The sequence below is a fragment of the Providencia sp. PROV255 genome (assembly GCF_028478065.1).
Taxonomy (GTDB): domain Bacteria; phylum Pseudomonadota; class Gammaproteobacteria; order Enterobacterales; family Enterobacteriaceae; genus Providencia; species Providencia rettgeri.
On sequence record NZ_JAMPMI010000005.1, the window covers coordinates 106,656 to 131,103 of the forward strand.

Here is a 24,448-nt window from a genome sequence, read left to right on the forward strand (position 1 = left end):
GCGTATAAGTTAGATTATTAACTTGAAAAAAGGTTTCCTACTTTGTGCGGTATCAACCCTTTTTCTGCTTTTCTTGCGAACTCGTGACTTTTTCTCGTTGGCAAATTATTTTACTTGGCCTAGAGGTTGGCTAAAAAGTGATTAATTTCGAGGTGCAAAATAATTACTATGTTTAATACTAAACCCCGAATTAGAAATCATCTCCATCCGTGCTAAAGTTTGATCCATGCCACAAAAAAAGCACCATTTAGGTGCTTTTTTAACGATATTGTAACGAAATTATGTTATTCAGCGGAAATGTCAGCAAACAGGACAGTTGACAGATAACGCTCACCTGAAGAAGGTAAAATAACGACAATATTTTTACCTTTATAAGCAGGGTCAGCGGCAATCTTAGTGGCAGCAGCAATTGCTGCACCTGATGAAATCCCTGCGAGAATACCTTCTTTTTCCATCAGCTCGCGTGCGGTTTTAATCGCTTCGTCATCACTGATTTGAATGACTTTATCAAGCAATTTTAAATCTAAGTTACCTGGAATAAACCCAGCGCCGATCCCTTGTATTTTGTGAGGACCCGGCTTAATTTCTTCGCCCGCCAAAGCTTGGGTAATGACAGGAGATGTTTCGGGTTCAACAGCGACGATAGTCACATCTTTACCTTTGGTATTTTTCAGATACTTTGCAATACCGGTAATTGTCCCACCCGTACCGACACCTGCGACTACAACATCTACATTGCCATCGGTATCTTCCCAAATTTCAGGCCCTGTGGTTTTTTCATGAATTTCAGGGTTTGCTGGGTTATTAAACTGTTGAAGTAATAGGTATTTTTTAGGGTTACTATTCACTATCTCTTCAGCTTTAGCTATCGCACCTTTCATGCCTTTTGCACCCTCGGTTAAAACGAGGTTGGCACCCAATGCTTTGAGCAGTTTACGGCGTTCAATGCTCATAGTTTCAGGCATGGTTAACGTCAATTTATAACCTCTTGCCGCAGCCACATAGGCTAAAGCGATACCCGTATTACCACTGGTTGGCTCAACTAATTCTTTATCTTTGTTGAGGATACCTTTTTTTTCTGCATCCCAAATCATGTTCGCACCAATACGGCACTTAACACTGAAGCTTGGGTTGCGAGATTCCACTTTTGCTAAAATATTGCCATTACCAAAATGCTTTAAACGGACAAGAGGGGTGTGGCCAATGGTCAACGAGTTATCATCATAAATTTTGCTCATGGGATATCCTTAAAATCGGTTAGCCGGTAATGTAATCGGTATTAATAAAAAAATAATGAGATGGATTCAACATACGTTAAGAACAAATTAATGCAAATATGATTTGAGTATAAGCTTATAACGTAATGCTATTTTAGATCCAATTGTTCTAAGAAATTTCGCTGAAAAGAAGTGAAGTATTCGATAAGAGAAAGGCGCAGGCGATAAGCCTGCGCAATTATTGTATACCAATTATTGATAAAATTAGTAACGTGCGTAACGCTCACGATACCGGTCAACCCACATCAATGTTGCACCACAGACAGCAACAGGCATGATCACTAAGTTGACAAAAGGCACCATCATTAACAGGCTAACGACACCACCAAATTGAACATTTCTCATTCGTTCTTTGGCAAGCGCTTGCTTCATTTCACTGAAACCAACACGATGGTTATCAAACGGATAATCGCAATATTGAATTGACATCATCCAAGCACCAAATAAAAACCACAGTACCGGAGCGACAGTTTGGCCAATACCAGGTATGAAAAATAGGATTAATAACCCAATAGCGCGAGGCAAGTAGTAACCGATTCGGACAAACTCGCGTTTTATCATACGAGGAACATCTTTTAATAACTCAGCCACACCCGTATCTGGCGATGGTTTACCCGTTAGCTCAGCTTCGAGTTTCTCTGATAGCCAACCGTTAAAAGGCGCCGCGATAATATTAGCAACCGTACTAAAGAAATAGGTAAATACGAGCAGTATTGAGATAACGGCGATTGGCCAAATAACATAGTCGAGCCATTGTAGCCAGTCAGGAACGTAACTCATCACTTGGTTTATCCAGCCACCAAGCTTGGTATATAACCACCAAAATGCGCCGCCTAAGAATAAAATATTGGCTAATAGGGGCAAAATAACAAAACGTTTAATACCGGGACGAGTGATTAATCTCCACCCTTGTGTAAAATAATAAAAACCGGAATGGTCTTTTTGTGTCGAAAATGTCGATTGGGTCATACTTCTTGTTCTCTCCTTTTCGGTTGACCATGTATCATATAGATATGAAATTAGGCTGACTAGCCATTATTCGCTTAAAAAAGCAGCAAATGAAAGCGGAATATTCTCTTTCTTGTAAGAAAATCGTTCTGGGGGTTGCACTTAGAGCAATTGAGAAATAATCTTAGGGTAGTTTCCGCCGTATTGGCATTATCATTCATCAACTAGAGATAGCAGCGATGCAGGATTTGCGTCTGATATTAGTGGTCGTAGGTGCGATAGCGATTGTCGCTTTATTACTGCATGGTTTATGGACCAGCCGTAAAGAGCGCTCAAAGTTATTTCGCGATAGACCCGTAAAACGTAGAAAAAACGATATGCAAGAGAATTCATCAGAATATGATGATTCCGCATTATTTACTGAAAATCAACCTACTCAGCAAGCGCCTGTTCACCCCGCTGCGACTGAGCCTGTATATCCGGTAAAAAATGAGTCTCCAGTTGAACCTAATATACAGCCACAGGCATCGGTTGAACCTGGCATTATTATGAATATGGAGCCAGAGGCTAAATCGCCAGTTCATAATGAGCCTACGATGCACCAACGTACTGAACCTGTTCATGTACCTGAGCAACTCACCATTAATATGAGTGAGGAAGTGGCTATTGAGCCAGAAGTTCGTACTCAGCCAGTCATTGGTACTGCCGCTGAGCCGCATATTGATTCAACTAAATTGAGCGAAGAGCCTCAGCCGAGTACCTATGAACAAGAGACGCAGCATATTGAGAAGAAAGCTGAGCCGCAGGAAAATTCTGCTACAACAAGTAGCAAGGAGACAGTCCTGGTACTTCACGTAGCCGCTCTTCAAGGACAAGAACTTCAAGGTGAATTGTTACTGCAGAGTATTTTACAAGCCGGTTTCCAATTTGGGGAAATGAAAATATTCCACCGTCATGTGAATCCGTCTGGTACAGGGCCTGTGCTGTTTAGCTTAGCTAACATGGTAAAGCCGGGCTCATTTGACCCTGAGACAATGGCGGACTTTACCACCCCAGGGGTTTCCATGTTTATGATGGTACCGTCTTACGGTGATGCAGGGCAAAATTTCAAACTGATGTTGCAAGCGGCTCAACGTATCGCATCAGATACGGGAGGGGTTGTTCTTGATGACGAACGCAAAATGCTGACACCTCAAAAAATAGAGGTGTATCATGCACGAATTAGAAACACACTAAGTTAAGTAAACATTGAACAAAACCCCCATTAATTGGGGGTTTTTTATCTGTATGAGTGAATCATGACTACCAAACAAGAAATAGACGAATTAAAAAAGCAGTTACGTCATCATGAATATCAGTACCATGTATTAGATGCGCCTGAAATTCCAGACGTGGAATATGACAAGTTAATGCAACGTCTAAAAGAGATAGAGGCGCAGCATCCTGAACTTGTCACCAGTGATTCACCGACTCAACGTGTTGGTGCTGCACCATTAGCTGCGTTTGATACCGTACGCCATGAAATTCCTATGTTGTCGCTAGATAACGTTTTTGATGAAGAAAGCTATCTTGCGTTTGATAAGCGAGTCAGGGATCGCTTGAAAAATCATCAAGAACTGACTTTTTGTTGTGAGCTCAAGTTAGATGGGTTAGCGGTCAGTTTGCTGTATGAAAACGGTGAGCTAGTACAGGCCGCGACTCGGGGCGATGGAACCGTAGGCGAAAATATTACTGCGAATGTTCGAACCATTCGTGCTATCCCATTGCGTTTAACGGGAAGCAATATTCCTGATCGCGTTGAGATCCGTGGGGAAGTTTTTATGCCCCAAAAAGGCTTTGAAGCGCTTAATGAGCAAGCACGCAAAACGGATGGCAAAGTCTTTGCAAACCCACGTAATGCAGCAGCAGGTTCTTTACGCCAATTAGACCCACGTATTACCGCTAAAAGGCCGCTTACTTTTTATTGTTATGGTGTGGGGCTTGTGGAAGGAGGCTCTTTACCAGATACACATTATGACCGTTTAATGCAATTCAAGGCATGGGGTTTACCGGTTAGTGATTATGTTCAATTACGTGTTGGTCATCAGGCAGTATTGGATTTTTACCATGAAATTGAGCAAGTTCGACCTGACCTTGGCTTTGATATCGATGGTGTGGTTATTAAGGTTAACTCGATTGCGATTCAAGAAGAGTTAGGGTTTGTTTCTCGAGCGCCTCGCTGGGCGACCGCGTTTAAATTTCCAGCGCAAGAACAAGTGACATTATTAAAAGATGTTGAATTTCAAGTCGGGCGTACCGGGGCTATCACGCCTGTCGCGCGTTTAGAGCCCGTGCAAGTTGCAGGCGTCGTTGTCAGCAATGCGACTTTACACAATGCCGATGAAATCGAACGCCTTGGTGTGCATATTGGTGACACGGTTATTATTCGTCGAGCCGGAGATGTTATTCCGCAAATCGTCAGTGTTGTGGTTGATAACCGCCCTGCAGATAGCCGGGAAATTGTTTTTCCAACTCATTGCCCAGTATGTGGCTCTGATATCGAACGAATCGAAGGCGAAGCGGTAGCGCGCTGTACAGGTGGGCTTATTTGTGGGGCACAACGCAAAGAAGCACTGAAACATTTTGTCTCACGCAGAGCAATGGACGTCGATGGCATGGGCGATAAAATTATCGACCAATTAGTTGAAAAAGAGTATGTCAAAACGCCGGCAGATTTATATCAATTAAGTGCGGGTATCTTAACAGGCTTGGATAGAATGGGGCCGAAATCGGCACAAAATCTGGTTGATGCACTCAATAAGTCTAAACAAACGACGTTAGCTCGTTTTATTTATGCCCTTGGAATTCGTGAAGTTGGTGAAGCAACGGCGGCAAACTTAGCCGCGCATTACACCACACTTGAAGCCGTGATGGCGGCAGATGAAGAGTCACTAAAAACGGTTCAAGATATTGGTCATGTGGTCGCGAAGCATGTGGTCAATTTTTTCCGCGAACCTCATAACCAAGCGGTGATTGAAGATTTACTGACTAAGGCAAATATTCATTGGCCTGAAGTAAAAGTCGTCAACAGTGCAGAAATTGATAGCCCATTTGCAGGTAAAACGGTAGTGCTAACAGGGTCAATGAGTATCTTGACGCGTGATGAAGCCAAAGACAAATTAGTCGCTTTAGGTGCAAAGGTTTCAGGAAGCGTCTCTAAAAAAACAGATTTGGTGATTGCTGGTGAGGCTGCAGGTTCTAAATTAGCGAAAGCAAATGAACTTGGCATACGTGTTATAGATGAAAATGAATTGATTCGTTTGCTGAATATTCAATAGTGAACTATATTCAATTTGGCTTAGTTGCCTACAATCTCTGTAGGCAACAATTTTGTACGCAGGTTGTTGTAAGTCTTAACTTAAATTCTCAGTAAAATTTCTGTGCAAAAAAAGCGAATACTAGGATTTGTTATAGTTGAAACGTGATCCCCTTCTTCTTTTTGCAAAATACACCTAGTAAGCTTTCATATTAATGTGACCTCCGTCTCATTTAAATGTTGTCTATTACATAGAATATGCACATAGACTGATTCTTAAATTTGTTGGAGTCGCATATGACCTCGATCCTGCATTTCGTTTTATCTTTAGTAGTAATAGCTGCTCTTGCTATTTTAGCCAGTAGTAACCGTAGAGGGATCCGCCCTCGCTATGTTGTTCAACTACTGGTTATTCAAATTGCATTAGCTTATCTGTTCTTAAAATCGAATATTGGCGAATCATTTGTTCTTGGTGTGGCAGGGGTATTTACCCACTTGCTAGGCTATGCAGCAGAAGGGACCAAATTTATTTTTGGCGGTATGATTGAAGGCAACTTAGCGTTCTTCTTCTTACAAGTATTATGCCCAATCATCTTTATTTCTGCGTTGATCGGGATCTTACAGCACGTCAAAATTCTTCCTATCGTGATCCGTATCATCGGTACCGTGCTATCGAAAGTGAATGGTATGGGGAAATTGGAGTCATTTAACGCAGTCAGCTCATTGTTATTGGGTCAGTCAGAAAACTTTATTGCGTATAAAGACCAATTGAACCGGATGTCAGACCGCAGAATGTACACCATGGCCGCAACAGCCATGTCAACGGTATCTATGTCTATCGTTGGGGCATACATGACCATGTTAGAGCCACGTTTCGTGGTCGCTGCATTGGTTCTGAATATGTTTGGTACTTTCGTTGTACTCTCACTGATTAACCCGTATCCACCGGAAGGTGAAGAAGATATTCAAATGAGCAACCTGCATGAAGGGCAAAGCTTCTTTGAAATGTTAGGTGAATATATTCTTGCAGGGTTTAAAGTAGCAATTATCGTTTCAGCAATGTTAATTGGTTTTATTGCCCTCATTGCGATGATTAACGGTATTTTCTCAGCCGTATTCGGTATCGACTTCCAAACCATGTTAGGTTACGTGTTCTATCCGTTTGCGTGGATGCTCGGTATTCCTGCCGATGAAGCCTTACAGGTTGGCGGAATTATGGCAGTGAAAATGGTGACGAATGAATTCGTTGCGATGGACGGCTTACAAGCGATTGCTGGTGGGTTATCTGAGCGCTCTGTTGGTATCTTATCTGTATTCTTAGTTTCTTTCGCTAACTTCTCATCCATCGGTATTATTGCGGGTGCGATTAAAGGCTTAGATGAGAAACAAGGTAATACCGTGGCTCGCTTCGGTTTGAAATTACTGTACGGTTCAACCCTAGTTAGCTTCTTATCTGCAGCCGTTGTCGGGTTAGTTTTGTAATCCACTAAAACATGCTAAATTAAGAAACGGCGTTCAAATGAGCGCCGTTTTTTTATGCTTTGACACAAAAGAGAACTTATAATGGAAAAACAAGATCTCATTGATATCGCCAATACCTATATGCCATTTGGTAAATATAAAGGCTGCGTATTAATTGATTTACCTGAAGAATATTTATTATGGTTCTATAAGAAAGGAGAGTTTCCTGCTGGACGTTTAGGGCAGTTAATGGAGATGACCCTAGGGTTAAAAATAGAAGGCTTAGAAGGGCTAGTAAAGCCTTTAAAGCGAGGTTAATTGTGCCCTAGTGCGTGAGTAATCTTCTGGCTTAAAGTAATAAATAACTTTTGCTCTTGGGGGGTTAATGCTGCTTTGACCTTAGCCGCGTTTTCAGCACGTCCTGTGGCTGCACGCTGCAAAAAATGATGCCCTTTGTCGGTTAAATGGGTGATCAGTTCCCGTCTATCTTCTTCAGATTGATATTGCTCGACAAATTCATAATATTTCAGAACTCGAAGAAACTTCGATAAATTTTGGCGAGAAAGGCCAAGTGCTTGGCTTAACTGGCTTGGTGTTAAGTCTCCTTTTAATCTCAATATCTCTAGCACATCATATTGGCCCCAAGTTATTTGTTCAGGGGTAAAGCTAACTCTGCGTGCAACTAGCGTACATTGCAGTAGAGAAAGCGCATCTTCAAGAGAATTTGGCATTATGACGATCCCGTAATATTCAATCTGTTGAGTATATATTGATTTTAATAATAAGACGACCAGTTGATTAACTTTAGTTAATTAATTATAGTTAACTAAAGTTAATTATAATTGAGGTGAGCTATGGGTAAATTTAATCAGCGAGTTGCGCTTATAACAGGGGCATCGACAGGTGTCGGTTTCACTATTGCACAAAAGCTGTATTCACTTGGCGCAATAGCGGTAATTACGGGGCGTAATGAGGCAGCTTTACAACAAGCCGCTAAAGAAATAGACCCAACAGGACAACGTGTCTATGCCATAAAAATGAATGTCGCAAATGCACAAGACTTTAAAACAACAGTTGAAAAAATTGAGCAACAATACGGTGCATTGCACTACTTGGTGAATAATGCAGGGATCACTGGGCCTCATGGCGTCAATATTGAAGATTATCCTTTAGAGGCTTGGCATGAGGTGATCGAGACCGATATAACAGGAACATTTCATGGTTTGAAGTACAGTATTCCTGCGATTTTGCGCAGTGGTGGGGGAGCTATCGTGAATTTATCAGCTTGCAATGGGGTAACAGGGATAGCGGGCATAGCACCTTACACCGCAGCAAAGCATGCGGTACTGGGGTTAACGCGTTCAGCAGCCTTAGAAAACGCTCAAAAAGGTATTCGTATCAATGCGGTTGGCCCCGGCTATGTAGAAACACCGAATATTAGCGTATTACCACAGGAAACGAAGCAATGGATGGCTTCAACTCATCCAATGGGTAGAATGGCTACTCGGCAAGAAATTGCTAATGTTGTCGCTTTCTTGTTATCAGAAGAGAGTAGCTTTATAACAGGGGCGTTTATTCCTATTGATGGTGGTTATACTGCGCAGTGATGCAAAATAATCAAGGTTTGGCGTCAGCCACAAAATGAGGGAAGACGCCAAAATTACTACCAGTCTACGAGCCTGCTTTGCATCCCTTGGTGGCTAGGGAAATGTGGTAAAACCTCTTCAGCCATTTCTTGTAGTACCTCTAAAGCTGGTCGCTCAGAGTATTGAATTCCAATCGCGGCATGGTTAACTCCCGCAGCTTGCCATTCTTCGAGTAGTTGAATCAAACCGTTACGGCCTGTTCGTAGAGTGAATCCTCCTCGTAAAGGAGTGCGCGGGAAATCAGGATCATCGACAAGGTCAATCCATTCATTTGTCATATGTGGCCTAAAGTCATGTTCAGGGATGAGGGCACGCCAGGATGCAATTTTCTCAGCTAAACGAAGAGCGCCTTCTGGATGACTGGTAGCTTCAGGATAGGATAACCAACCATCGGAATAATCAGCAATCCACTGTTTAGATTGGCCTGAGCCTCCTGTGACGATTAATGGTATTTGCCCAGTGATTGGTTTCGGGAGTAGCTGGGCTCGATTGAACTCACCTAGTGGGGATTGAATATTCAGTAACCCATCAGCCATTAACTGCCTAAAGTAATCAACAGCCTGTGCAAATCTTTTTGCACGTTGCTCATAATTAATACCATAGGCAGGAAACTCAATAGCTCTATCTCCTGAGGCAATACCCATTACTAGCCGGTTACCTGAAAGTTGGTCAATTGTGGTGGCCGCTTTGGCTAAATCAATTGGGTGTCGTAATGAAAAAATCGAGCTTCCTGTAACCAATGCAACATTTTTTGTTCTGGCAGCAATAAAGGACAAATAGGTCAGAGGATCAAATAACTGACCTGCATCACCAAACAATGGGTCGAATAAGGGAATATCTCGCACCCAAACTGCAGCAAAATTATATTCATCAATATGTTCGATTAAGTTTATTTGCCCTTTTAATATCTGGGTATCTCCTTGATAAAAACGTAAGGGCAGGAAAATTCCGACAGTAAGTTTGTTAGGAGAAAACATACGATTATAGCCTACATGAGATGCAAAGGACGATGATGGCTGTGCTTTTTGTTTAGGGAAAAATGGGGATGTATTCATGTCATTGTCCAATATTAGGCTTCTGTAGCAGGGGCGGGTAGAGTGATCCCTTTCATGACAGCGGGTCTCAAGGCAACTCGGTCATACCATTTCGTTAAATGTGTGTGTTGGCTAAAATCGAACGCAATAACCTGAGCAATGTGTAACCAGCCGAAATTAGCGATATCTGCGATGGAGTAATCAGAGCCTGCAAGATAAGGTGCATTTTCGAGTTGTTTGTCTAATACCGCGAGTGCCTTGTGGGTCATATTAAAATAGCGTTCCACAATCTCTGGCTTTGGTGATTTATCGAAAATAGCGAAGTTTACCCATTGACCTATAATCGGCCCTAAACTGGCAGAATGGAATTGTAGCCATTTAATGGCTTCCCACTTTTGTTTAGGGATAGCGGGAAGAAGTTGGCCTGTTTTTTCAGCAAGATATAATAAAATTGCGGCTGATTCAAAGAGAGTAATCTCTGTTTGTGGATCATAAATAACAGGAATACGTCCATGAGGATTTAACTGTAAAAAAGCGGGTTGCTGGTGGTTACCACGAGAAATTTGTATATGATTAAGGTGGTATGGAAGGTTTAGTTCTTCTAATGCTATTGTTATTTTAAATCCATTTGGTGAGCTATCAGTATAAAGTTCAAGCATAGTTGTATTCGCTTTTCTATATCGTTAAGATTGAATTGATGCCTTGATTATTGGTTTTCTACTGAAGAAAATAAAACCATATTAACTCAACTTAAATTTAGAAAAACTAAACTATGAATCCGGTTCTTCCATTACTTGCTTTACGAGCTTTCACCGAAGTGGCGAAACATAAAAGTATTAAGCGCGCCGCACACTTTCTTGGTGTGACATCAGGTGCGGTTAGCCAGCAAATTCGTTTATTAGAAGAACGGATTGGAATGCCATTGTTTGTGCGCAGTCACCACAGCATGGAATTAACACATGCAGGGCAGTGTGTTTACCCTGCGTTGTTGCAGGCATTCGAACAAATCGAAGGTTCAATGTATGTGCTAGAAAATATTCGTAAAGAAAAAACGATTAACATTAGTACCGTTCCTTCATTTGCCGCCTCTTGGCTAGTACCCCGTTTAGGGAGGTTCACGCAGTCACATCCTGAAATTGAGGTGCATATTGAAGCTTCTTCAGCATTAGTTAATTTGCATCAGCAGCGGGTTGATATAGCTATTCGCCATGGTTTAGGGCATTACCCAAATTTAGTGAGTGAGCGGTTAATTACACCTGTTTTATTACCGGTGATGAGTCCTGATTTTCCGATTAATAGCGCGATTGAAACCCCGCAAGACTGCCTGAATTACTCATTATTACAAGATAATGACCGTATGGACTGGTCACTTTGGCTAGCGGCTCATGGCGTGGAAAATAGCGAAAGAGCAAAACGGGGAAGTGCATTTGATGATGATTATTTATTGATCCGTGCTGCGATTGCAGGGCAAGGTTTAGCCTTAGTCCCAAAAGAGTATGCGATACAGGAAATCGAAGAAGGGCGGCTAGTGCAAGTGATTGATAAGCCATGGCCAGCGAGGTTCGCGTATTATTTAGTGATGTTACCGGAATCTATTGAAAAACCAGAAGTTTTAGCATTTTTAAATTGGATTAAATCGGAAGCTAAACAGACTGAAAGTGTAGAAAGTTAATGGTGGAGCTAAGCGGGATCGAACCGCTGACCTCTTGCATGCCATGCAAGCGCTCTCCCAGCTGAGCTATAGCCCCAATCGAAATGTTTTGTATTGTGCCATCTAACAGGGAATTAGATGGTGGAGCTAAGCGGGATCGAACCGCTGACCTCTTGCATGCCATGCAAGCGCTCTCCCAGCTGAGCTATAGCCCCAAACAAAATCTTTTGGACGCAGGGATGATATTCAAGGCTAGAGAGAGTGTCAATCAAATAATAGCATTTCCAAACCGATTGATTAAATATAAAGCAAATTCTAGCTAATTCAAATGATTGAAGTAATCAGCGGGTAACTTTTATTTATTAAAGCCAAACCCTTGGCCGATGTTAATTTTTGCACCGTTTCTCAAGAGCAGCGTATTATTATATTGGATATCATCATTAGTTAGATTTGGAGCCATAAGCAATAAGCTACTGCTATCAACGAGAAGGAGCGTATTTTTTAATGATATGTTATTCATGCTTATTGATGAGGTTTTTTTATCATCTGGCCGTGTGATATTAATGGCGGAAAACACCTTTCCTTGAAACTCACCTAGAGTTGAGATCTCTGTGCATTTAGTATTAATAATTCCATTATTTGCTATATTAAATTCATTTTCGCTATGAATGAATAGATAAGGTGTATTTACCGTTGCAGCTGGCCTTATCAGAATATTTTTTCTTTTCCGCTGTTGTGGTATTGCCTCAGGAAAGATATCTGGAATAATTATTTCATCTTTTGTGATTTTAACATCACCATTATAAATTTTAATACTTCCTTCAGAGTAATTTTCTTTATTAAACCTAATTTTATTGGCTATCAAATTCAAGTCATTATAATTATTTTTTAATTTACTGATGTTGATTGTTCCTTTTTGAACTATATTGGGTTTATATTCTCCTTGATTATTAATATGTTGGACTGAAAAGGCTGTTAAAGTGGTTAAATTATCAAAGCTACAGCGATTACAGTTGATCCCATTGGGGTTGACGATAAGGTGATGGGTTTTCTCGGTGTTAATATTAATATTACCGTTAATATAACTTTTGTTATTGGAAGTGACCTCGCTAATAATTAATTTTGCTGGATAAATAGGGTGGTTATTGATTTTCAATCCCTTTTTATTAACATGAAATTCTTGATAATAATTATGGGAAACTTGGTTTTTATCGCTTGGGTTTACCTCTATAATAGGAATATTGTTTCTGTTTTCAGCTATTCTAATTTGTTGGTTTTTACTATTATCAATGAGTACTTTCTTTTCTGAGAGAATAGAGGAAAAACTCATTTTTGAAAATATTAATATAGGTAATATGATTGTGAGATTGATAATGAATTTTTTCATTTAATGACCGTAATTGTGTGATAGAAGTGTTTACCATAAATTAATCATCACCCATACGTCTAATTAAGATTTTATATGAACCCAGGTAATATATAAATAATAACCTCATACGTGATAAGACGCATGAGGTTATTTAATTTTAGTCGTTATTATTGTGCGCTTGATTCGCGCTCACTAATAAATGAAAGTGCTTTTTCAATACGAGCGATTGAACGGGCTTGGCCGATAGCGTGAACGGTCACATCAAGGCCTGGAGATTGGCCGGCACCTGTTACAGCAACACGTAAAGGCATTCCCACTTTACCCATACCCACTTCTAATTCAGCTGCAGTAGCTTCGATGGCTTGATGAACATTTTCAGCCGTCCAATCAGTGATCGCAGCTAACTTATCTTTTACGACTTCTAACGGTTGACGTGCAACAGGTCGTAAGTGTTTTTTCGCGGCATCAGCATCAAACTCTTCAAAATCTTGGTAGAAATAGTGGCAGGATTCCGCCATTTCTTTCAATGTCTTGCAGCGTTCACCCAGTAATTTGATTAGATCAACTAATTGAGGCCCTGTGCTGGTATCAATGTTTTGTTGTTCAATATGCCATGCAAGATAGGTTGCAACTTCTTCTGCTGGTAATGTATTGATATAGTGGTGGTTTAACCATTGCAGTTTTTCAGTGTTAAACGCACTTGCTGATTTACTGATAGCATCAAGGCTGAAATACTCTTTCATTTCTTCAACGGTGAAAATTTCTTGGTCACCATGAGACCAACCTAAACGCACAAGATAATTAAGAAGCGCTTGCGGCAAATAACCGTCATCACGGTACTGCATAACGCTAACTGCACCATGGCGTTTTGACAGTTTTTTACCATCATCACCTAGGATCATTGACACGTGGGCATACACAGGCACTGGTGCCCCTAATGCTTTTAGAATATTGATCTGGCGAGGTGTGTTATTAATATGGTCTTCACCACGAATAACATGAGTGATTTCCATATCCCAGTCATCAATTACGACGCAGAAATTATATGTCGGGGAACCATCAGTACGGCGAATGATTAAGTCATCCAGTTCTTGGTTACTAAACTCAATTGGCCCACGAATTTTGTCGTCAAAAATAACGGAACCTTCTTGTGGATTACGAAAACGAACAACGTGTGGCTCATCTGGCGTATGGTTGTGAGCATGATCACGGCAGCAACCATCGTACCGAGGCTTTTCGTTATTTGCCATTTGTTCTTCACGTAACGCTTCTAGACGCTCTTTTGAACAATAACAACGATAAGCGGTACCCGCATCTAACATTTGATCAATGACATCATTATAACGGTCAAAACGTTTAGTTTGATAATAAGGGCCTTCATCCCAATTTAAATTCAACCAGTTCATACCGTCCATAATGGCGTCGATAGCTTCCTGAGTTGAACGTTCTAAGTCAGTATCTTCAATACGCAGGACAAATTCGCCCTGATTGTGGCGACTAAATAACCAGGAATACAGAGCGGTACGTGCACCACCAACGTGTAAATAGCCAGTTGGACTTGGCGCAAAACGGGTTTTGATTTTACTCATCGAGATTGCCTTAATTGCAAAACATGTTTTTGAAGCGCTTATCTATTTACTGTAAAAGACTAAAAACAAGCACAGTTAACTGGGTAGCAAGTTTGATGTTCTAAACAGCGAAATGTCTAAGCATTGCTAAAATGTGTATCTATTCTATCATCCTACAATGATTCCTCAATCAAGTTATCAGAATAGAAGACAAGAAATTACGCAGTTTCGACAAATTTGACATAAATAAATGCGCTTTAAAAATAATTTCTGTTTTTTTCTTAAAAGAACAAAGAGAAAATGATAGGTAATTGATTAAAAAGGCAGCTTTTCTGGTGAATATTGAAACATCTTGATTATTTTTGCAACGAACGATAAAAATCTATTGAAAAAGCGTTGACTCAGAACTCAGTATCCCTATAATGCACCTCCATCGACGACGGGGCGATTAGCTCAGTTGGTAGAGCACCTCCCTTACAAGGAGGGGGTCAGTGGTTCGAGCCCGCTATCGCCCACCACTTCATTAGATACTTGCATTAAAATACAATTTAGATGGGTCGTTAGCTCAGTCGGTAGAGCAGTTGACTTTTAATCAATTGGTCGCAGGTTCGAATCCTGCACGACCCACCATCTAAGCAGTAAAAAAATCAGAATTTCCAAGATGGGTCGTTAGCTCAGTCGGTAGAGCAGTTGACTTTTAATCAATTGGTCGCAGGTTCGAATCCTGCACGACCCACCATCTCAGCCATTTCTAAGTTAATTCCCAATCAAGTAACTACTCAAGTTGCCAAGCTATACCTCGACAAGCTGGTTGTAGGTTCAGCCCGTAGGGAAAATCCGAAGGATTTAAATCCTGCACGACCCACCATCTCAGCCATTTCTAAGTTAATTCCCAATCAAGTAAATACTCAAGTTGCCAAGCTATACCTCGACAAGCTGGTTGTAGGTTCAGCCCGTAGGGAAAATCCTGTACGACCCACCATTAAGACATGGTGTTATTGCAGACTAAATCTAGCGAATACACACATATTATGGCAGTTTTATTTCTTAAAGGACTCAATAAGGATTAAAGTAATTAGCAATTATACTGCTTGCCTGATATGTAGAATAATTCAGGATGCGCTTTGCAATGATCATTTCGTTCTTACACCTATATTTCTATATGGCATTAGCAGAATATATTTTACTACTAATAGATAATAAAGGAGTAAGCGATAGACTATAATGATTTAATTAGGCATAAATGACAAAATAAAATTGTATAAATGAATGTCTAATTGCTATTTTGTGGAATAGAGAAAGTACATATCAATTTTTTATAAACTATTTTTATTATATCGTAAATGTGAGATACTACATCTTGGTTATAAACTCTGAGATCGTGTTTGTTTTTGAAATATTATAGCAATCTGCGTACTGTAAAAAATAGAAACTAGTAAGAACCAAATTAGATTGTCGATGAAAGTCATTTTTCATAATTTTGTGATGCTCATCTAGTAAAATGAATAATAAGCTTTCTTAACGTTATGGTTTTGTTATGTTTGGTACTTGAATATTATAAATTTTATTCTTGCTACTTTAAAAATTTACTATTTCGCTAATTGTAACAGGTTAACTGGCTTTTTAGCGTACTGATATTTTGTCGAATCAGAGAGTTTTAGAGATAAAATTGATTGTTTTTACTATTTTTTACATAAAAGTACCATCTAAACTGGGTTTATCACATTTCTCCAACTTAAATTGTATCAATAACATTAATATTGTTACAGTGTTAAATAATTCTGTTTATTTCCTTTGTTTTTAGATTATACATCGGCCATATGGGTCTTTTTTAGATAAATATTCCAAAGAAAGGTGGGTGTCTTATGGAATATAAGCATGAGGTATTACTCATTTTGTGCGTAACTAGGTGATATTACAGCACTATTTTGATTTTAAACATGAAGTGTATAGAGTGAAATACTTTGTTACATAGTTGCAATGTCAATTTAGGACTAGTTGAAACTAATTATAATGGTAGTATATCATTCTTTCCGATATATGCTGAATCGACTATAGCATTATCAAATGTTATACACATAAATATAAAAATAAAATATGTAGATAATTATCTGCTAATTTTTATTTCCTTAATATAAATTGAAGCGAGAATGTTTATGAACACGAAATATCCTGTCGCTTGTGCAGTTGGACAAAAAATAAAAGCCCTTAGAAGAGCTCAAGGCTTTACTGTTTTTCAGTTAGCTAAAGAGATAGATATAAGTGAACAGCAGCTATTTCGTTACGAGCGCGGTGTTAATCGTATTGATATAGATTGCCTTGTTCGAGTGTTAAAAGTTTTAGACGTTAACATGGGTGAGTTTTTTAGTGAAGTCCTACAAGATGATACTCAAGTAGATGAGAGCACTGGTGATAAAGGGTTTGAAAGCTCTGCATATACCCTTGTATAACCAAATATCCATATTGTCTCAGAATGAAACGTAATTAACTTTCGTTCTTAATTATTTCAATTGGGAACGTAAATTAAATGTATCTGCTGTGTATGATTTAAATAAGACAATAGCTATTTTTAGCTTATGTTTCATAATAGAACAAATAAAAGCCCGAAAGGGCTTTTATTTTTATATCCTTAAACTAACAATTACTTAATATTTCACTCGGTATGGGGGTAGTTTTTCTGGCGTGCTTATGCCTAGTTAACTTTCTTGTTCTTGAATTGGCTCTAATATTACTGTGACGATACGTGTTTCGATCATTTCTCCAATTCTTAATTGCAGTTGTTCTAGTTTTATGACGGTATCTTGTAAAGGACTCGATATAGAAGCATAAATAAATTGGTTAAGCGTCCTTTCATCGCCGTTATCAATTTGAATACCATAAGAGGATTGGATCTCATTTAATCGCGTCGTTCCTTTTAGACTTAACCCTGTATCGGGTAGTTCAATAGGTATGTGCTCAGAGATATTTTTTTCTGAAAAAAGACGTTCAAGGAAAATACGGTTTTCAGGTTTAAGAACAACGAATAAATGGTCATCAGCGTGAAGAATAGTTGACCCCCTTGGTGGTAAAACACTTTTTTCTCGCGTAATCATTGCAATGACAGTTTGGTCTGGTAATGCTAATTGTGATAACCGACGACCTACCGCAGAGCAATCCTCCCCTAAAGTATATTCCACTAAATCAGCATCTATTTGGTCTACTGCGGTAATATCTAAAGTGGCTGCAGGGATCAATGGAGGTGGCTGCATTAAATTCAATTTACGTGCTACATAAGGCAAGGTTGAGCCTTGTAAAGTTGCTGAGATTAATACCACAAAGAAAACCACGTCAAAAATCAGATGGGCATTAGGTAGCCCGTAGATAAACGGGAAAATAGCGAGAATAATAGGCACTGAGCCACGTAAACCTACCCAGGAAATCAATGTTATTTCAGGTTTTGGAAAACCAAATAATTTTAGGACAGGTATTACAGCCAATGGCCTCGCAATAAAAGTTAAGACAAGGGCGATAACTAAGCCTTCAAGCCAGACTTCAATAAGAGAACTTGGGTTGACAAGTAACCCTAACATAACGAACATGATAATTTGGCTTAGCCATGCTAATCCATCATGGAATAAAAATGTATTACGTTGAAAAACAAACCGATGATTACCAATTACCACACCGGTAACAAAAATAGATAAGAAACCACTGCCTTCTAAGTTACTGGCGAGCCCGAAAGAAAGTAGTCCACATGCAGCGACAAGGACAGGATATAATCCAGTTGCTAGTAGCTTAATCTTATTGATAATTTTGACTGAAACCCAGCCAACACTCAAGCCAACAACTGTCCCTATTCCCATCTGGCTAAAAAATAGCAAAATTAATTCACTACCTGAAGCTTGTGGATTCATTAAGAGTTGTAATAAACCAACCGTTAAGAATATGGCAGTAGGATCATTGGTTGCACTTTCTATTTCTAAAGTAGATTGCAGACGCTCGTTTAAATAGATCCCAGCGTTGCGCAGTAAGGAAAAGACGGCAGCGGCATCGGTAGAACCGACGATAGCGCCAAGTAGTAGCCCTTCAAGCAGAGGGACACCGAGAATATAAGCTGCGACGAGCCCAGTTACACCAGCAGTTACAAGAACGCCAAGTGTTGCTAGTGTAAAAGACGGTTTCCAAACTAAACGAATTGACTTTACGGATGTTTGCAGACCTCCATCAAATAAAATTAAAGCAAGAGCAAGAGAACCAACGGCATACGAAACATTAACGTTATCAAACGTAATCTTACCTATCCCATCTTCACCGGCTAACATGCCAATAAATAAAAACATGACTAGCATGGGTAAACCAAGTCTAGCAGACAATTTGCTAGAGAAAATACCCAAAAGAATGAGTATAGAAATCAATAAAATGAGTTGTTCAATAGTTGGCATAATCAGTTTAATCTGTAAGTGAATAAAACGCTGACGATGCATCGTAAAGCGCGCGTAGAAAGCAAAAAATGTCAAAATAGCAAGATAACTAAATATACACTGAGAATAGATTATTTTAGCGAAAAGCCGATAATATCCATTAAAAAGTATATCTACATGATTATAATATAAATAAATTTAAATAATTTGATTATTTATCGCATTTTTTGTCATTAAAGTGAGTTAAAGCACGTAAAAAAACGATAAATTTGAATAAGTAAGCATCGAGGTGGGCTTATTATATTTTTTTAATCAAAGATAATTATGGCGTGGGGAGAGAAGTATTGAAGGGAGGGAATAGGCATTTATAAAGTAAGGTCAAAATAAAGAAGGCCGAAAAAATTTTCGACCTTCACCATTACACTAATGATAGCGAGCTTTTTTAGCTAAATAGTCGCCAATAAATTGCATGCCTTGAACGATAATTACCAATGTAACAACGGTGATAGCCATTGCGACATTATCAAAACGCTGGTAACCATAGTTTAGAGCTAAGTCACCCACACCACCACCACCAACGGCGCCTGCCATGGCGGTTGCACCAACTAAAGTAATACTGGCAGCGGTTAAACTTAGGATTAATGATGACTTCGCCTCAGGTAAAATAAAGTGCCAAACAATTTGCCAATTTGTTGCTCCCATAGAATCAGCCGCTTCAATAATACCTGAATGTACGCTGAGTAATGAGTTTTCAACTAAACGTGCAGTATAAGGAGCAATAAAAATAACTAATGGTACAATTGCTGCAGTTGTTCCTATTGAGGTTCCAACCATAAAGCGTGTTAGGGGGATCATTGCAACTAATAATATGATAAAAGGCAATGAGCGAATAATATTAATAATAGGGTTCACTATACGATAAATACATTTATTTTCCCAAATACCGTCTGGCCTCGTTACAACAAGTACGATACCTAACAGAATCCCAAATATAGAGCCTAATACGAGTGCAACGCTGACCATCGTAAAGGTTTCTGACATCGCTAATAAAAACTGTTTAGTTGTTAAAGCGGTTTCGAATAATTGTGTCATATTGCCCCCTTATTGACAGCAACCCCACGTTGACGAAGAAAAGAAACCGCCTCATCCATTTTTTCTTTATCACCAATAAATTGGACAAACATGCTACCTAGCACGACACCACTGATTTCTTTCATGTTGGCAAATAAAATATTTATTTTGACAATTTCTTTCAGTATTAACTCATTAACAACAGGTTGTTGAGCGGAAGTTCCTAAAAATTCAAGACGATAAACATCTTGTTGATGTTCTAAGTTATGTAGAACGCGCTCTGGAATTTCTTCGTTTAACACGGTTCCTACAAACTTTCTGGTTGTGTCTTGGCGTGGGTTGGCAAAAATATCAAGTACGGTTCCTTCTTCGACAATTTTACCTGATTCCATAACAGCAACACGGTTACAGATTTGTTCAATAACTTCCATTTCGTGAGTCACGAGTAAGATAGTAATATGTTGTTCTTGGTTGATCTTTTTTAATAATTGCAAAATTGAGCGAGTCGTTTGTGGGTCAAGTGCTGAGGTGGCCTCGTCACATAATAAAATTTGTGGGTTATTGATCAAAGCGCGAGCAATACCAACTCGTTGTTTTTGTCCACCAGATAACTGCCCTGGGTATTGGTTTTTTTTATCGCTAAGTTCGACATATTCAAGAATGCTATCAACTCGCTGAGTGATTTCCTGTTTATCGATACCTGAGAGTACTAAGGGCATCGCAATATTTTGTGCAACAGTTTTCGTTTCCAGTAAATTAAAATGCTGGAAAATCATACCGATGCTTTTTTTATGTGAACGAGTTTCTGCTGGGGTATGCTCAGCAATATTTTGGCCATTAATGATAACAGCACCACTGGTTGGTTTTTCTAATTGATTCACTAGGCGGATAAGTGAGCTTTTACCAGCTCCGCTATAACCAATAAATCCAAAGATATCCCCTTTATTGATATGCAAATTAATATCTTGCAATGCAACTAAAGACTGCCCATCTTTTTCATAGACTTTTTGAATATTTTGAAAGGTAATCATAATTTACTCTACATTATCAGTTAATTGCATACGTTCTGAAGGTGGTGCAGCGGGGAGCCACTCATCACCTAATAATTCAGCTTCTTGGCTATTTTTGACTTGCTCAAGATGTTGTTCTTGATGGTTCAGATACAATTGAGCGGCAATATGGTCAGCCAATCGTTCAGCTCCAACATTCGTTCCGGGGATTAACCCTATAACGGGCCCCATGCTGAGTGATGCGCTTAAATTAAAACAATATAACTGATTGATTTTTAATGTGTCTGAGTTGCTTTTAGCTTGAAATTCAAAGTGATTACCTAAATAAGGGTGTGAAGCTAACTCTGCATTTTCCTCATGGAAAGATGGTGTGTATGCATCCCCCCATGTTTTGACTAGCGGAGATAATTGATGAAAAGCTCTGTCCTTAGCCCAATTAATTCGATAGCCAGTTGCCAAGATTAAATAATCTAATATGAATTTGCCTGTTGTGGTCGTGACGTGCAACTTTTTGTTTTTTACTTCAATAAATTTAACTTGAGTATTGAAATTGAAATAAGCATTTTCATGGCGAGAGACTCTCAAGGTACTTCCGTGAGGGGCTGGTGTTTTAGCTTTAGCAACATAATCCGTGTAATGCCACTTTTGAGCATCGGTAAAATAGGTGTATGCATTGGTAAAACCTGCACTTCCAGCAACTTTTCCTCGGTTTACACGAGGCATATCGTTAGCTCGGATCAAAATTTCAACCGAATTAGCGCCATTTTCTAATGCCGTTGCTGAGCTATCCATCGCTCCTGCACTATAACCTACAACACCAATATCTAAGCCTTTAAAACGGCGATAGTCAGTGCCTGCGTAGGAGTGTTCCCAATAGGCTGTTGGAATATCATTCATAAAGCTAGGGATATTGGCCTCACTAAAAGACTCCATACCCGTTGCTAAAATAACATGTTGTGCTTGATAACTGACTGTTCCTTCAGGGGTATTAAAAATTAATTCACGGTAGTTATCATTAAGTTGTACATCAACGAGATGGTATTGATTAAGCACATGGGGTTCAGTCATGGTTTTATACCATTGCAGGTATTCACCCCATTGCAAACGTGGAATTTTATCAAGTTCATCCCATTTTTGAATACCAAATTGGGCTTTAAACCAAGCTTGGAAAGTTAATGAGGGAGATGCAAGTGCAGGGCCAACCACATGTTTTGGTGAACGTAATGTTTCCATTAGTGCAGGGCTTTGCCATGGGCCTTCTTTGCCAGAAGCGGCCTGATCGAAAACAATGGCGTTAATTCCGCGTAATTTCAGAGCGAAAGCTGCTGCAATCCCTGACATGCCCGCGCCAATGATAGCGACATCAATAACTTGGTTTTCAGGACAGTTTTTTGATAATGACCAAGACGTTATTGGTAAATTTAAATATTGCAAATCTTGTTTTATTTGCGCTTCTAATGCCTCTAAACCCATAATCAGTTCCATTGAATTACTCCTTGCCCTCGGCTATTTCAAAGGGTTCTCCTAGTGATAACATTAAGCGGTTCGCCCATGAAAAGAAGGCTGTTGATTGAACTAAATCGAGTAATTCAAGTTCAGACAAGCCTAGCGTTTGTAACTCTTTAATTTGTGATGATGTGGCTTGGATGGGGGTTGCAGACAAGGAAGCAACCAAATCTGTGATGGCTAGTAGTCTGTCATCAAAACCTTCTGCAAGTACTGAACCTGTCGCCGTTGCTAATAGTTTATCAACATCAGCGCGTCGCTCTTTTGCATATTGACTGGCTTTTCTTGCGTGAACAGAAGCACAGTATATGCAACCATTAACTTTACTAGTTACAGCTGCTGCAAATTCACGTTCCCAGCGAGGTAGCCCTTCAGAGGTATAAAATACGCCACGGTCAATTAAAGTTCGTAATTCTAAAATTTTGCTTTGATGGGCAAGTAGTAAAAAATATTCAGAGTTTAATTGACCAAATTTTTTCATAACTTGGGCTTCTTCAGCGGATAATGTCTTCGCATCTCTTGCTGAAATCCAAGCTTCCCATCCTAAATTATCTTGTGTAAAAGCGGTTGGGGATGAATTTCCTTTGCGGGTTAAAGGTTGGTGGTTCCACTTACCTGCAACAACTTTAGGTGCACTATTTGTAAGATTACTACTATCCGTCAGTAACAGAATCCCTTCGATTAGCCGAGCTTGATAAGTGACATAAGTTATTAATTGAGCAAGTAAAATAATGTCACTTTCTTGCCAACCTTGGTTAGTTAATTCGGCAATCAATTGGTAATGAGTGTCTTTCGGTGACTGTGTTAAAACTTGCAGATATTCTTTTGCTGTGGCAAGTGGTTTGCTATGCGGTTCATCAGGAATTGAGTTTATTAATTGCAAATAAAATTCAGCAAGGCGGGGACTTCCTGTAATTTTTGCAACTTCATGGGCAAAATAATATTTCACATCACTTGTTAGCCGTGTCGAGGGCGCTGAAAAAATGGCTTCAAATACGGCTTGAGTATTTTCAGTCGCCACATTACGTTCATGGCGAATCTTAGTTAGACTGGAATCTGGTGTTAAGTTAGTTAAATAATTAATTACATCATTATTGGAAATAGTCATAAAGTAACTCACTTTTTTTAAACGTTTTTTATCTCCTTCATTACATATCAATCACATCACTAATCGAACGATCTATTTGTTATATGCTTATAACCAAAAGAAATTAAACTAAGCCCTTATATTACTTTTGTATTAAGTTATAACGATATAGTCTAAGTCGTGCTCTCTAATTATGATTATACTGCCCAAAATATCTTTACAGGGTTGTTACATATGTTAAAACAAAAAATAATAGGCTTGTCTTTAATTACTACGGCTTTAGTTGCGTTGGCAGGTTGTGGTGATAATAGTGAAAAAGATAATCCGAATAAAAAACAAATTACGATAGGCTTTGGTGTTGGTAATTATATTGACCAAGTGGATAAAGGTATCGTCCCGATTTTAGAGAAAAAAGGTTATACGGTTAATTTGCGCCAATTTTCGCAGAATAGGCAAATTAATCCTGCTTTTGAAGAAGGTTCAATCGATGCTTCTGTTAATCAAAGCCGCGCCTATATGGAGGCTTATAACAAAAAGAATAATATTAACATGGTGGCATTGACGGATTCACCGAGTGCGCCACAAAGTCTGCGGTCAAATAAACATAAAACACTGGATGATGTGAAAGATGGTATGATCGTCGCGCTATCTAATGACCCTGTTAATGCAGAACGTGGTGCTAGAATTCTGGAACAGTTAGGTTGGATTAAAATTAAGCCAAATGTGAGTACATTAAGCTTTAGTGTTAATGATATTTCGCCTGATAAATATAACTTAGATATCCGAGAAACTGATGCAGCACAAGGGTTACGATTATTAGATGATGTCGATTTTGTCGTTGTGAATGGCAACTATGTTGCAAGTGCAGGTCAGCGCATTGCTGATGGCTTGGTCGTAGAAAATTCACCGCTAGAGCATCGTGTTATTGTGACTGTCATGCAAAAAGACCTAGATGCTCAGTGGGCAAAAGATTTGAAAGAAGCTTTTGAGTCTAAAGAATATGCAGATTATATTCGTTCGCAGCGTATTTACGATGGTTTTATTGAACCTGAAAGCTGGAACAAATATCCTAAATAAAACCCTAGTCTGTTTTTTTATTATTAGTATTACGTTAACCACTAATTT

General features: G+C 39.3%; 20 protein-coding genes and 5 tRNA genes. 11 read left to right on the plus strand and 14 right to left on the minus strand.

The window, feature by feature from the left end; genetic code table 11:
• Positions 1-284 precede the first annotated feature (284 nt).
• Positions 285-1,238 carry a cysteine synthase A gene (cysK, locus tag PR725_RS04225; RefSeq protein ID WP_004912592.1) on the minus strand — a complete coding sequence of 318 codons (954 nt, stop codon included), beginning with the start codon at positions 1,236-1,238 and terminating at the stop codon, positions 285-287.
• A 243-nt stretch (positions 1,239-1,481) separates the two neighbouring features.
• The gene (cysZ, locus tag PR725_RS04230; protein ID WP_109911490.1) at positions 1,482-2,246 is read right to left on the minus strand and encodes a sulfate transporter CysZ; all 765 of its coding nucleotides are present in this window, start codon (positions 2,244-2,246) and stop codon (positions 1,482-1,484) included.
• Between the two features lie 218 nt (positions 2,247-2,464).
• Between cysZ and zipA the strand changes: the two genes are divergently transcribed.
• From zipA to PR725_RS04250, 4 genes are all read left to right on the plus strand, one after another.
• Positions 2,465-3,466: a cell division protein ZipA gene (gene zipA, locus PR725_RS04235; protein WP_272567730.1), complete on the plus strand. Its 1,002-nt coding sequence runs from the start codon at positions 2,465-2,467 to the stop codon at positions 3,464-3,466.
• Between the two features lie 57 nt (positions 3,467-3,523).
• Positions 3,524-5,542, plus strand: a complete 2,019-nt coding sequence (ligA, locus tag PR725_RS04240) for an NAD-dependent DNA ligase LigA (protein WP_109911492.1) — start codon at positions 3,524-3,526, stop codon at positions 5,540-5,542.
• Positions 5,543-5,817: 275 nt separating this feature from the next.
• Positions 5,818-7,002: a NupC/NupG family nucleoside CNT transporter gene (locus PR725_RS04245; protein WP_004264869.1), complete on the plus strand. Its 1,185-nt coding sequence runs from the start codon at positions 5,818-5,820 to the stop codon at positions 7,000-7,002.
• 81 nt (positions 7,003-7,083) lie between these two features.
• Positions 7,084-7,299 carry a DUF3820 family protein gene (locus tag PR725_RS04250; RefSeq protein WP_109911493.1) on the plus strand — a complete coding sequence of 72 codons (216 nt, stop codon included), beginning with the start codon at positions 7,084-7,086 and terminating at the stop codon, positions 7,297-7,299.
• Here PR725_RS04250 and PR725_RS04255 read toward each other — a convergent pair.
• Entirely contained in the window at positions 7,296-7,712 is a 417-nt protein-coding gene (locus PR725_RS04255; RefSeq protein WP_109911494.1) for a MarR family winged helix-turn-helix transcriptional regulator, read from the minus strand. The genes PR725_RS04250 and PR725_RS04255 overlap by 4 nt on opposite strands.
• A gap of 123 nt (positions 7,713-7,835) precedes the next feature.
• On the opposite strand from PR725_RS04255, the gene PR725_RS04260 reads away from it, so the two are divergent.
• Positions 7,836-8,588 (plus strand): SDR family NAD(P)-dependent oxidoreductase, encoded by a 753-nt coding sequence (locus tag PR725_RS04260; RefSeq protein WP_109911495.1) that lies wholly within the window; start codon positions 7,836-7,838, stop codon positions 8,586-8,588.
• 56 nt (positions 8,589-8,644) lie between these two features.
• Here PR725_RS04260 and PR725_RS04265 read toward each other — a convergent pair whose 3' ends face one another.
• Entirely contained in the window at positions 8,645-9,682 is a 1,038-nt protein-coding gene (locus PR725_RS04265; protein WP_196718972.1) for an LLM class oxidoreductase, read from the minus strand.
• 14 nt (positions 9,683-9,696) lie between these two features.
• Positions 9,697-10,320, minus strand: coding sequence for a glutathione S-transferase family protein (locus tag PR725_RS04270; RefSeq protein ID WP_004912566.1), 624 nt, complete (start codon positions 10,318-10,320; stop codon positions 9,697-9,699).
• A gap of 113 nt (positions 10,321-10,433) precedes the next feature.
• On the opposite strand from PR725_RS04270, the gene gcvA reads away from it, so the two are divergent.
• The gene (gcvA, locus tag PR725_RS04275) at positions 10,434-11,333 is read left to right on the plus strand and encodes a transcriptional regulator GcvA (RefSeq protein WP_272567733.1); all 900 of its coding nucleotides are present in this window, start codon (positions 10,434-10,436) and stop codon (positions 11,331-11,333) included.
• Here the strand turns inward: gcvA and PR725_RS04280 are convergent.
• The 4 genes from PR725_RS04280 to gltX all read right to left on the minus strand — a co-directional run bounded on the left by PR725_RS04280 (position 11,334) and on the right by gltX (position 14,270).
• Positions 11,334-11,409 (minus strand) — tRNA-Ala (locus PR725_RS04280).
• Positions 11,410-11,451: 42 nt separating this feature from the next.
• Positions 11,452-11,527 (minus strand) — tRNA-Ala (locus tag PR725_RS04285).
• A 140-nt stretch (positions 11,528-11,667) separates the two neighbouring features.
• The gene (locus PR725_RS04290; RefSeq protein ID WP_272567736.1) at positions 11,668-12,699 is read right to left on the minus strand and encodes a two-partner secretion domain-containing protein; all 1,032 of its coding nucleotides are present in this window, start codon (positions 12,697-12,699) and stop codon (positions 11,668-11,670) included.
• Between the two features lie 149 nt (positions 12,700-12,848).
• Positions 12,849-14,270 (minus strand): glutamate--tRNA ligase, encoded by a 1,422-nt coding sequence (gltX, locus tag PR725_RS04295; protein ID WP_004912558.1) that lies wholly within the window; start codon positions 14,268-14,270, stop codon positions 12,849-12,851.
• A 421-nt stretch (positions 14,271-14,691) separates the two neighbouring features.
• Between gltX and PR725_RS04300 the strand changes: the two genes are divergently transcribed.
• The 4 genes from PR725_RS04300 to PR725_RS04315 all read left to right on the plus strand — a co-directional run bounded on the left by PR725_RS04300 (position 14,692) and on the right by PR725_RS04315 (position 16,699).
• Positions 14,692-14,767: transfer RNA gene (locus PR725_RS04300), tRNA-Val, on the plus strand.
• Between the two features lie 36 nt (positions 14,768-14,803).
• Positions 14,804-14,879, plus strand: a tRNA-Lys gene (locus PR725_RS04305).
• A gap of 33 nt (positions 14,880-14,912) precedes the next feature.
• A tRNA-Lys gene (locus PR725_RS04310) sits at positions 14,913-14,988 on the plus strand.
• A 1,417-nt stretch (positions 14,989-16,405) separates the two neighbouring features.
• Positions 16,406-16,699, plus strand: a complete 294-nt coding sequence (locus PR725_RS04315; RefSeq protein ID WP_004912555.1) for a helix-turn-helix domain-containing protein — start codon at positions 16,406-16,408, stop codon at positions 16,697-16,699.
• A gap of 246 nt (positions 16,700-16,945) precedes the next feature.
• Here PR725_RS04315 and PR725_RS04320 read toward each other — a convergent pair whose 3' ends face one another.
• From PR725_RS04320 to PR725_RS04340, 5 genes are all read right to left on the minus strand, one after another.
• A complete protein-coding gene (locus PR725_RS04320; RefSeq protein ID WP_272567740.1) occupies positions 16,946-18,712 on the minus strand; it encodes a potassium/proton antiporter in 1,767 nt (588 codons plus the stop codon).
• Between the two features lie 360 nt (positions 18,713-19,072).
• Positions 19,073-19,741, minus strand: a complete 669-nt coding sequence (locus PR725_RS04325) for a methionine ABC transporter permease (RefSeq protein WP_004264861.1) — start codon at positions 19,739-19,741, stop codon at positions 19,073-19,075.
• Positions 19,738-20,751 carry a methionine ABC transporter ATP-binding protein gene (locus PR725_RS04330; RefSeq protein WP_109911499.1) on the minus strand — a complete coding sequence of 338 codons (1,014 nt, stop codon included), beginning with the start codon at positions 20,749-20,751 and terminating at the stop codon, positions 19,738-19,740. Before PR725_RS04330 ends, PR725_RS04325 begins: the two co-directional genes overlap by 4 nt.
• Positions 20,752-20,754: 3 nt before the next feature.
• Positions 20,755-22,215 (minus strand): NAD(P)-binding domain-containing protein, encoded by a 1,461-nt coding sequence (locus PR725_RS04335; protein ID WP_109911500.1) that lies wholly within the window; start codon positions 22,213-22,215, stop codon positions 20,755-20,757.
• A gap of 4 nt (positions 22,216-22,219) precedes the next feature.
• Positions 22,220-23,344, minus strand: coding sequence for a CMD domain-containing protein (locus PR725_RS04340; protein ID WP_272567744.1), 1,125 nt, complete (start codon positions 23,342-23,344; stop codon positions 22,220-22,222).
• 213 nt (positions 23,345-23,557) lie between these two features.
• On the opposite strand from PR725_RS04340, the gene PR725_RS04345 reads away from it, so the two are divergent.
• The gene (locus tag PR725_RS04345) at positions 23,558-24,400 is read left to right on the plus strand and encodes a MetQ/NlpA family ABC transporter substrate-binding protein (RefSeq protein WP_004912542.1); all 843 of its coding nucleotides are present in this window, start codon (positions 23,558-23,560) and stop codon (positions 24,398-24,400) included.
• Positions 24,401-24,448: the final 48 nt, after the last annotated feature.

Coding starts and splice junctions, on each gene's coding strand:
- cysK (WP_004912592.1), bottom strand. CDS start 1,238: ATGAGCAAAATTTATGATGATAACTCGTTGACCATTGGCCACACCCCT.
- cysZ (WP_109911490.1), bottom strand. CDS start 2,246: ATGACCCAATCGACATTTTCGACACAAAAAGACCATTCCGGTTTTTAT.
- zipA (WP_272567730.1), top strand. CDS start 2,465: ATGCAGGATTTGCGTCTGATATTAGTGGTCGTAGGTGCGATAGCGATT.
- ligA (WP_109911492.1), top strand. CDS start 3,524: ATGACTACCAAACAAGAAATAGACGAATTAAAAAAGCAGTTACGTCAT.
- PR725_RS04245 (WP_004264869.1), top strand. CDS start 5,818: ATGACCTCGATCCTGCATTTCGTTTTATCTTTAGTAGTAATAGCTGCT.
- PR725_RS04250 (WP_109911493.1), top strand. CDS start 7,084: ATGGAAAAACAAGATCTCATTGATATCGCCAATACCTATATGCCATTT.
- PR725_RS04255 (WP_109911494.1), bottom strand. CDS start 7,712: ATGCCAAATTCTCTTGAAGATGCGCTTTCTCTACTGCAATGTACGCTA.
- PR725_RS04260 (WP_109911495.1), top strand. CDS start 7,836: ATGGGTAAATTTAATCAGCGAGTTGCGCTTATAACAGGGGCATCGACA.
- PR725_RS04265 (WP_196718972.1), bottom strand. CDS start 9,682: ATGAATACATCCCCATTTTTCCCTAAACAAAAAGCACAGCCATCATCG.
- PR725_RS04270 (WP_004912566.1), bottom strand. CDS start 10,320: ATGCTTGAACTTTATACTGATAGCTCACCAAATGGATTTAAAATAACA.
- gcvA (WP_272567733.1), top strand. CDS start 10,434: ATGAATCCGGTTCTTCCATTACTTGCTTTACGAGCTTTCACCGAAGTG.
- PR725_RS04290 (WP_272567736.1), bottom strand. CDS start 12,699: ATGAAAAAATTCATTATCAATCTCACAATCATATTACCTATATTAATA.
- gltX (WP_004912558.1), bottom strand. CDS start 14,270: ATGAGTAAAATCAAAACCCGTTTTGCGCCAAGTCCAACTGGCTATTTA.
- PR725_RS04315 (WP_004912555.1), top strand. CDS start 16,406: ATGAACACGAAATATCCTGTCGCTTGTGCAGTTGGACAAAAAATAAAA.
- PR725_RS04320 (WP_272567740.1), bottom strand. CDS start 18,712: ATGCATCGTCAGCGTTTTATTCACTTACAGATTAAACTGATTATGCCA.
- PR725_RS04325 (WP_004264861.1), bottom strand. CDS start 19,741: ATGACACAATTATTCGAAACCGCTTTAACAACTAAACAGTTTTTATTA.
- PR725_RS04330 (WP_109911499.1), bottom strand. CDS start 20,751: ATGATTACCTTTCAAAATATTCAAAAAGTCTATGAAAAAGATGGGCAG.
- PR725_RS04335 (WP_109911500.1), bottom strand. CDS start 22,215: ATGGAACTGATTATGGGTTTAGAGGCATTAGAAGCGCAAATAAAACAA.
- PR725_RS04340 (WP_272567744.1), bottom strand. CDS start 23,344: ATGACTATTTCCAATAATGATGTAATTAATTATTTAACTAACTTAACA.
- PR725_RS04345 (WP_004912542.1), top strand. CDS start 23,558: ATGTTAAAACAAAAAATAATAGGCTTGTCTTTAATTACTACGGCTTTA.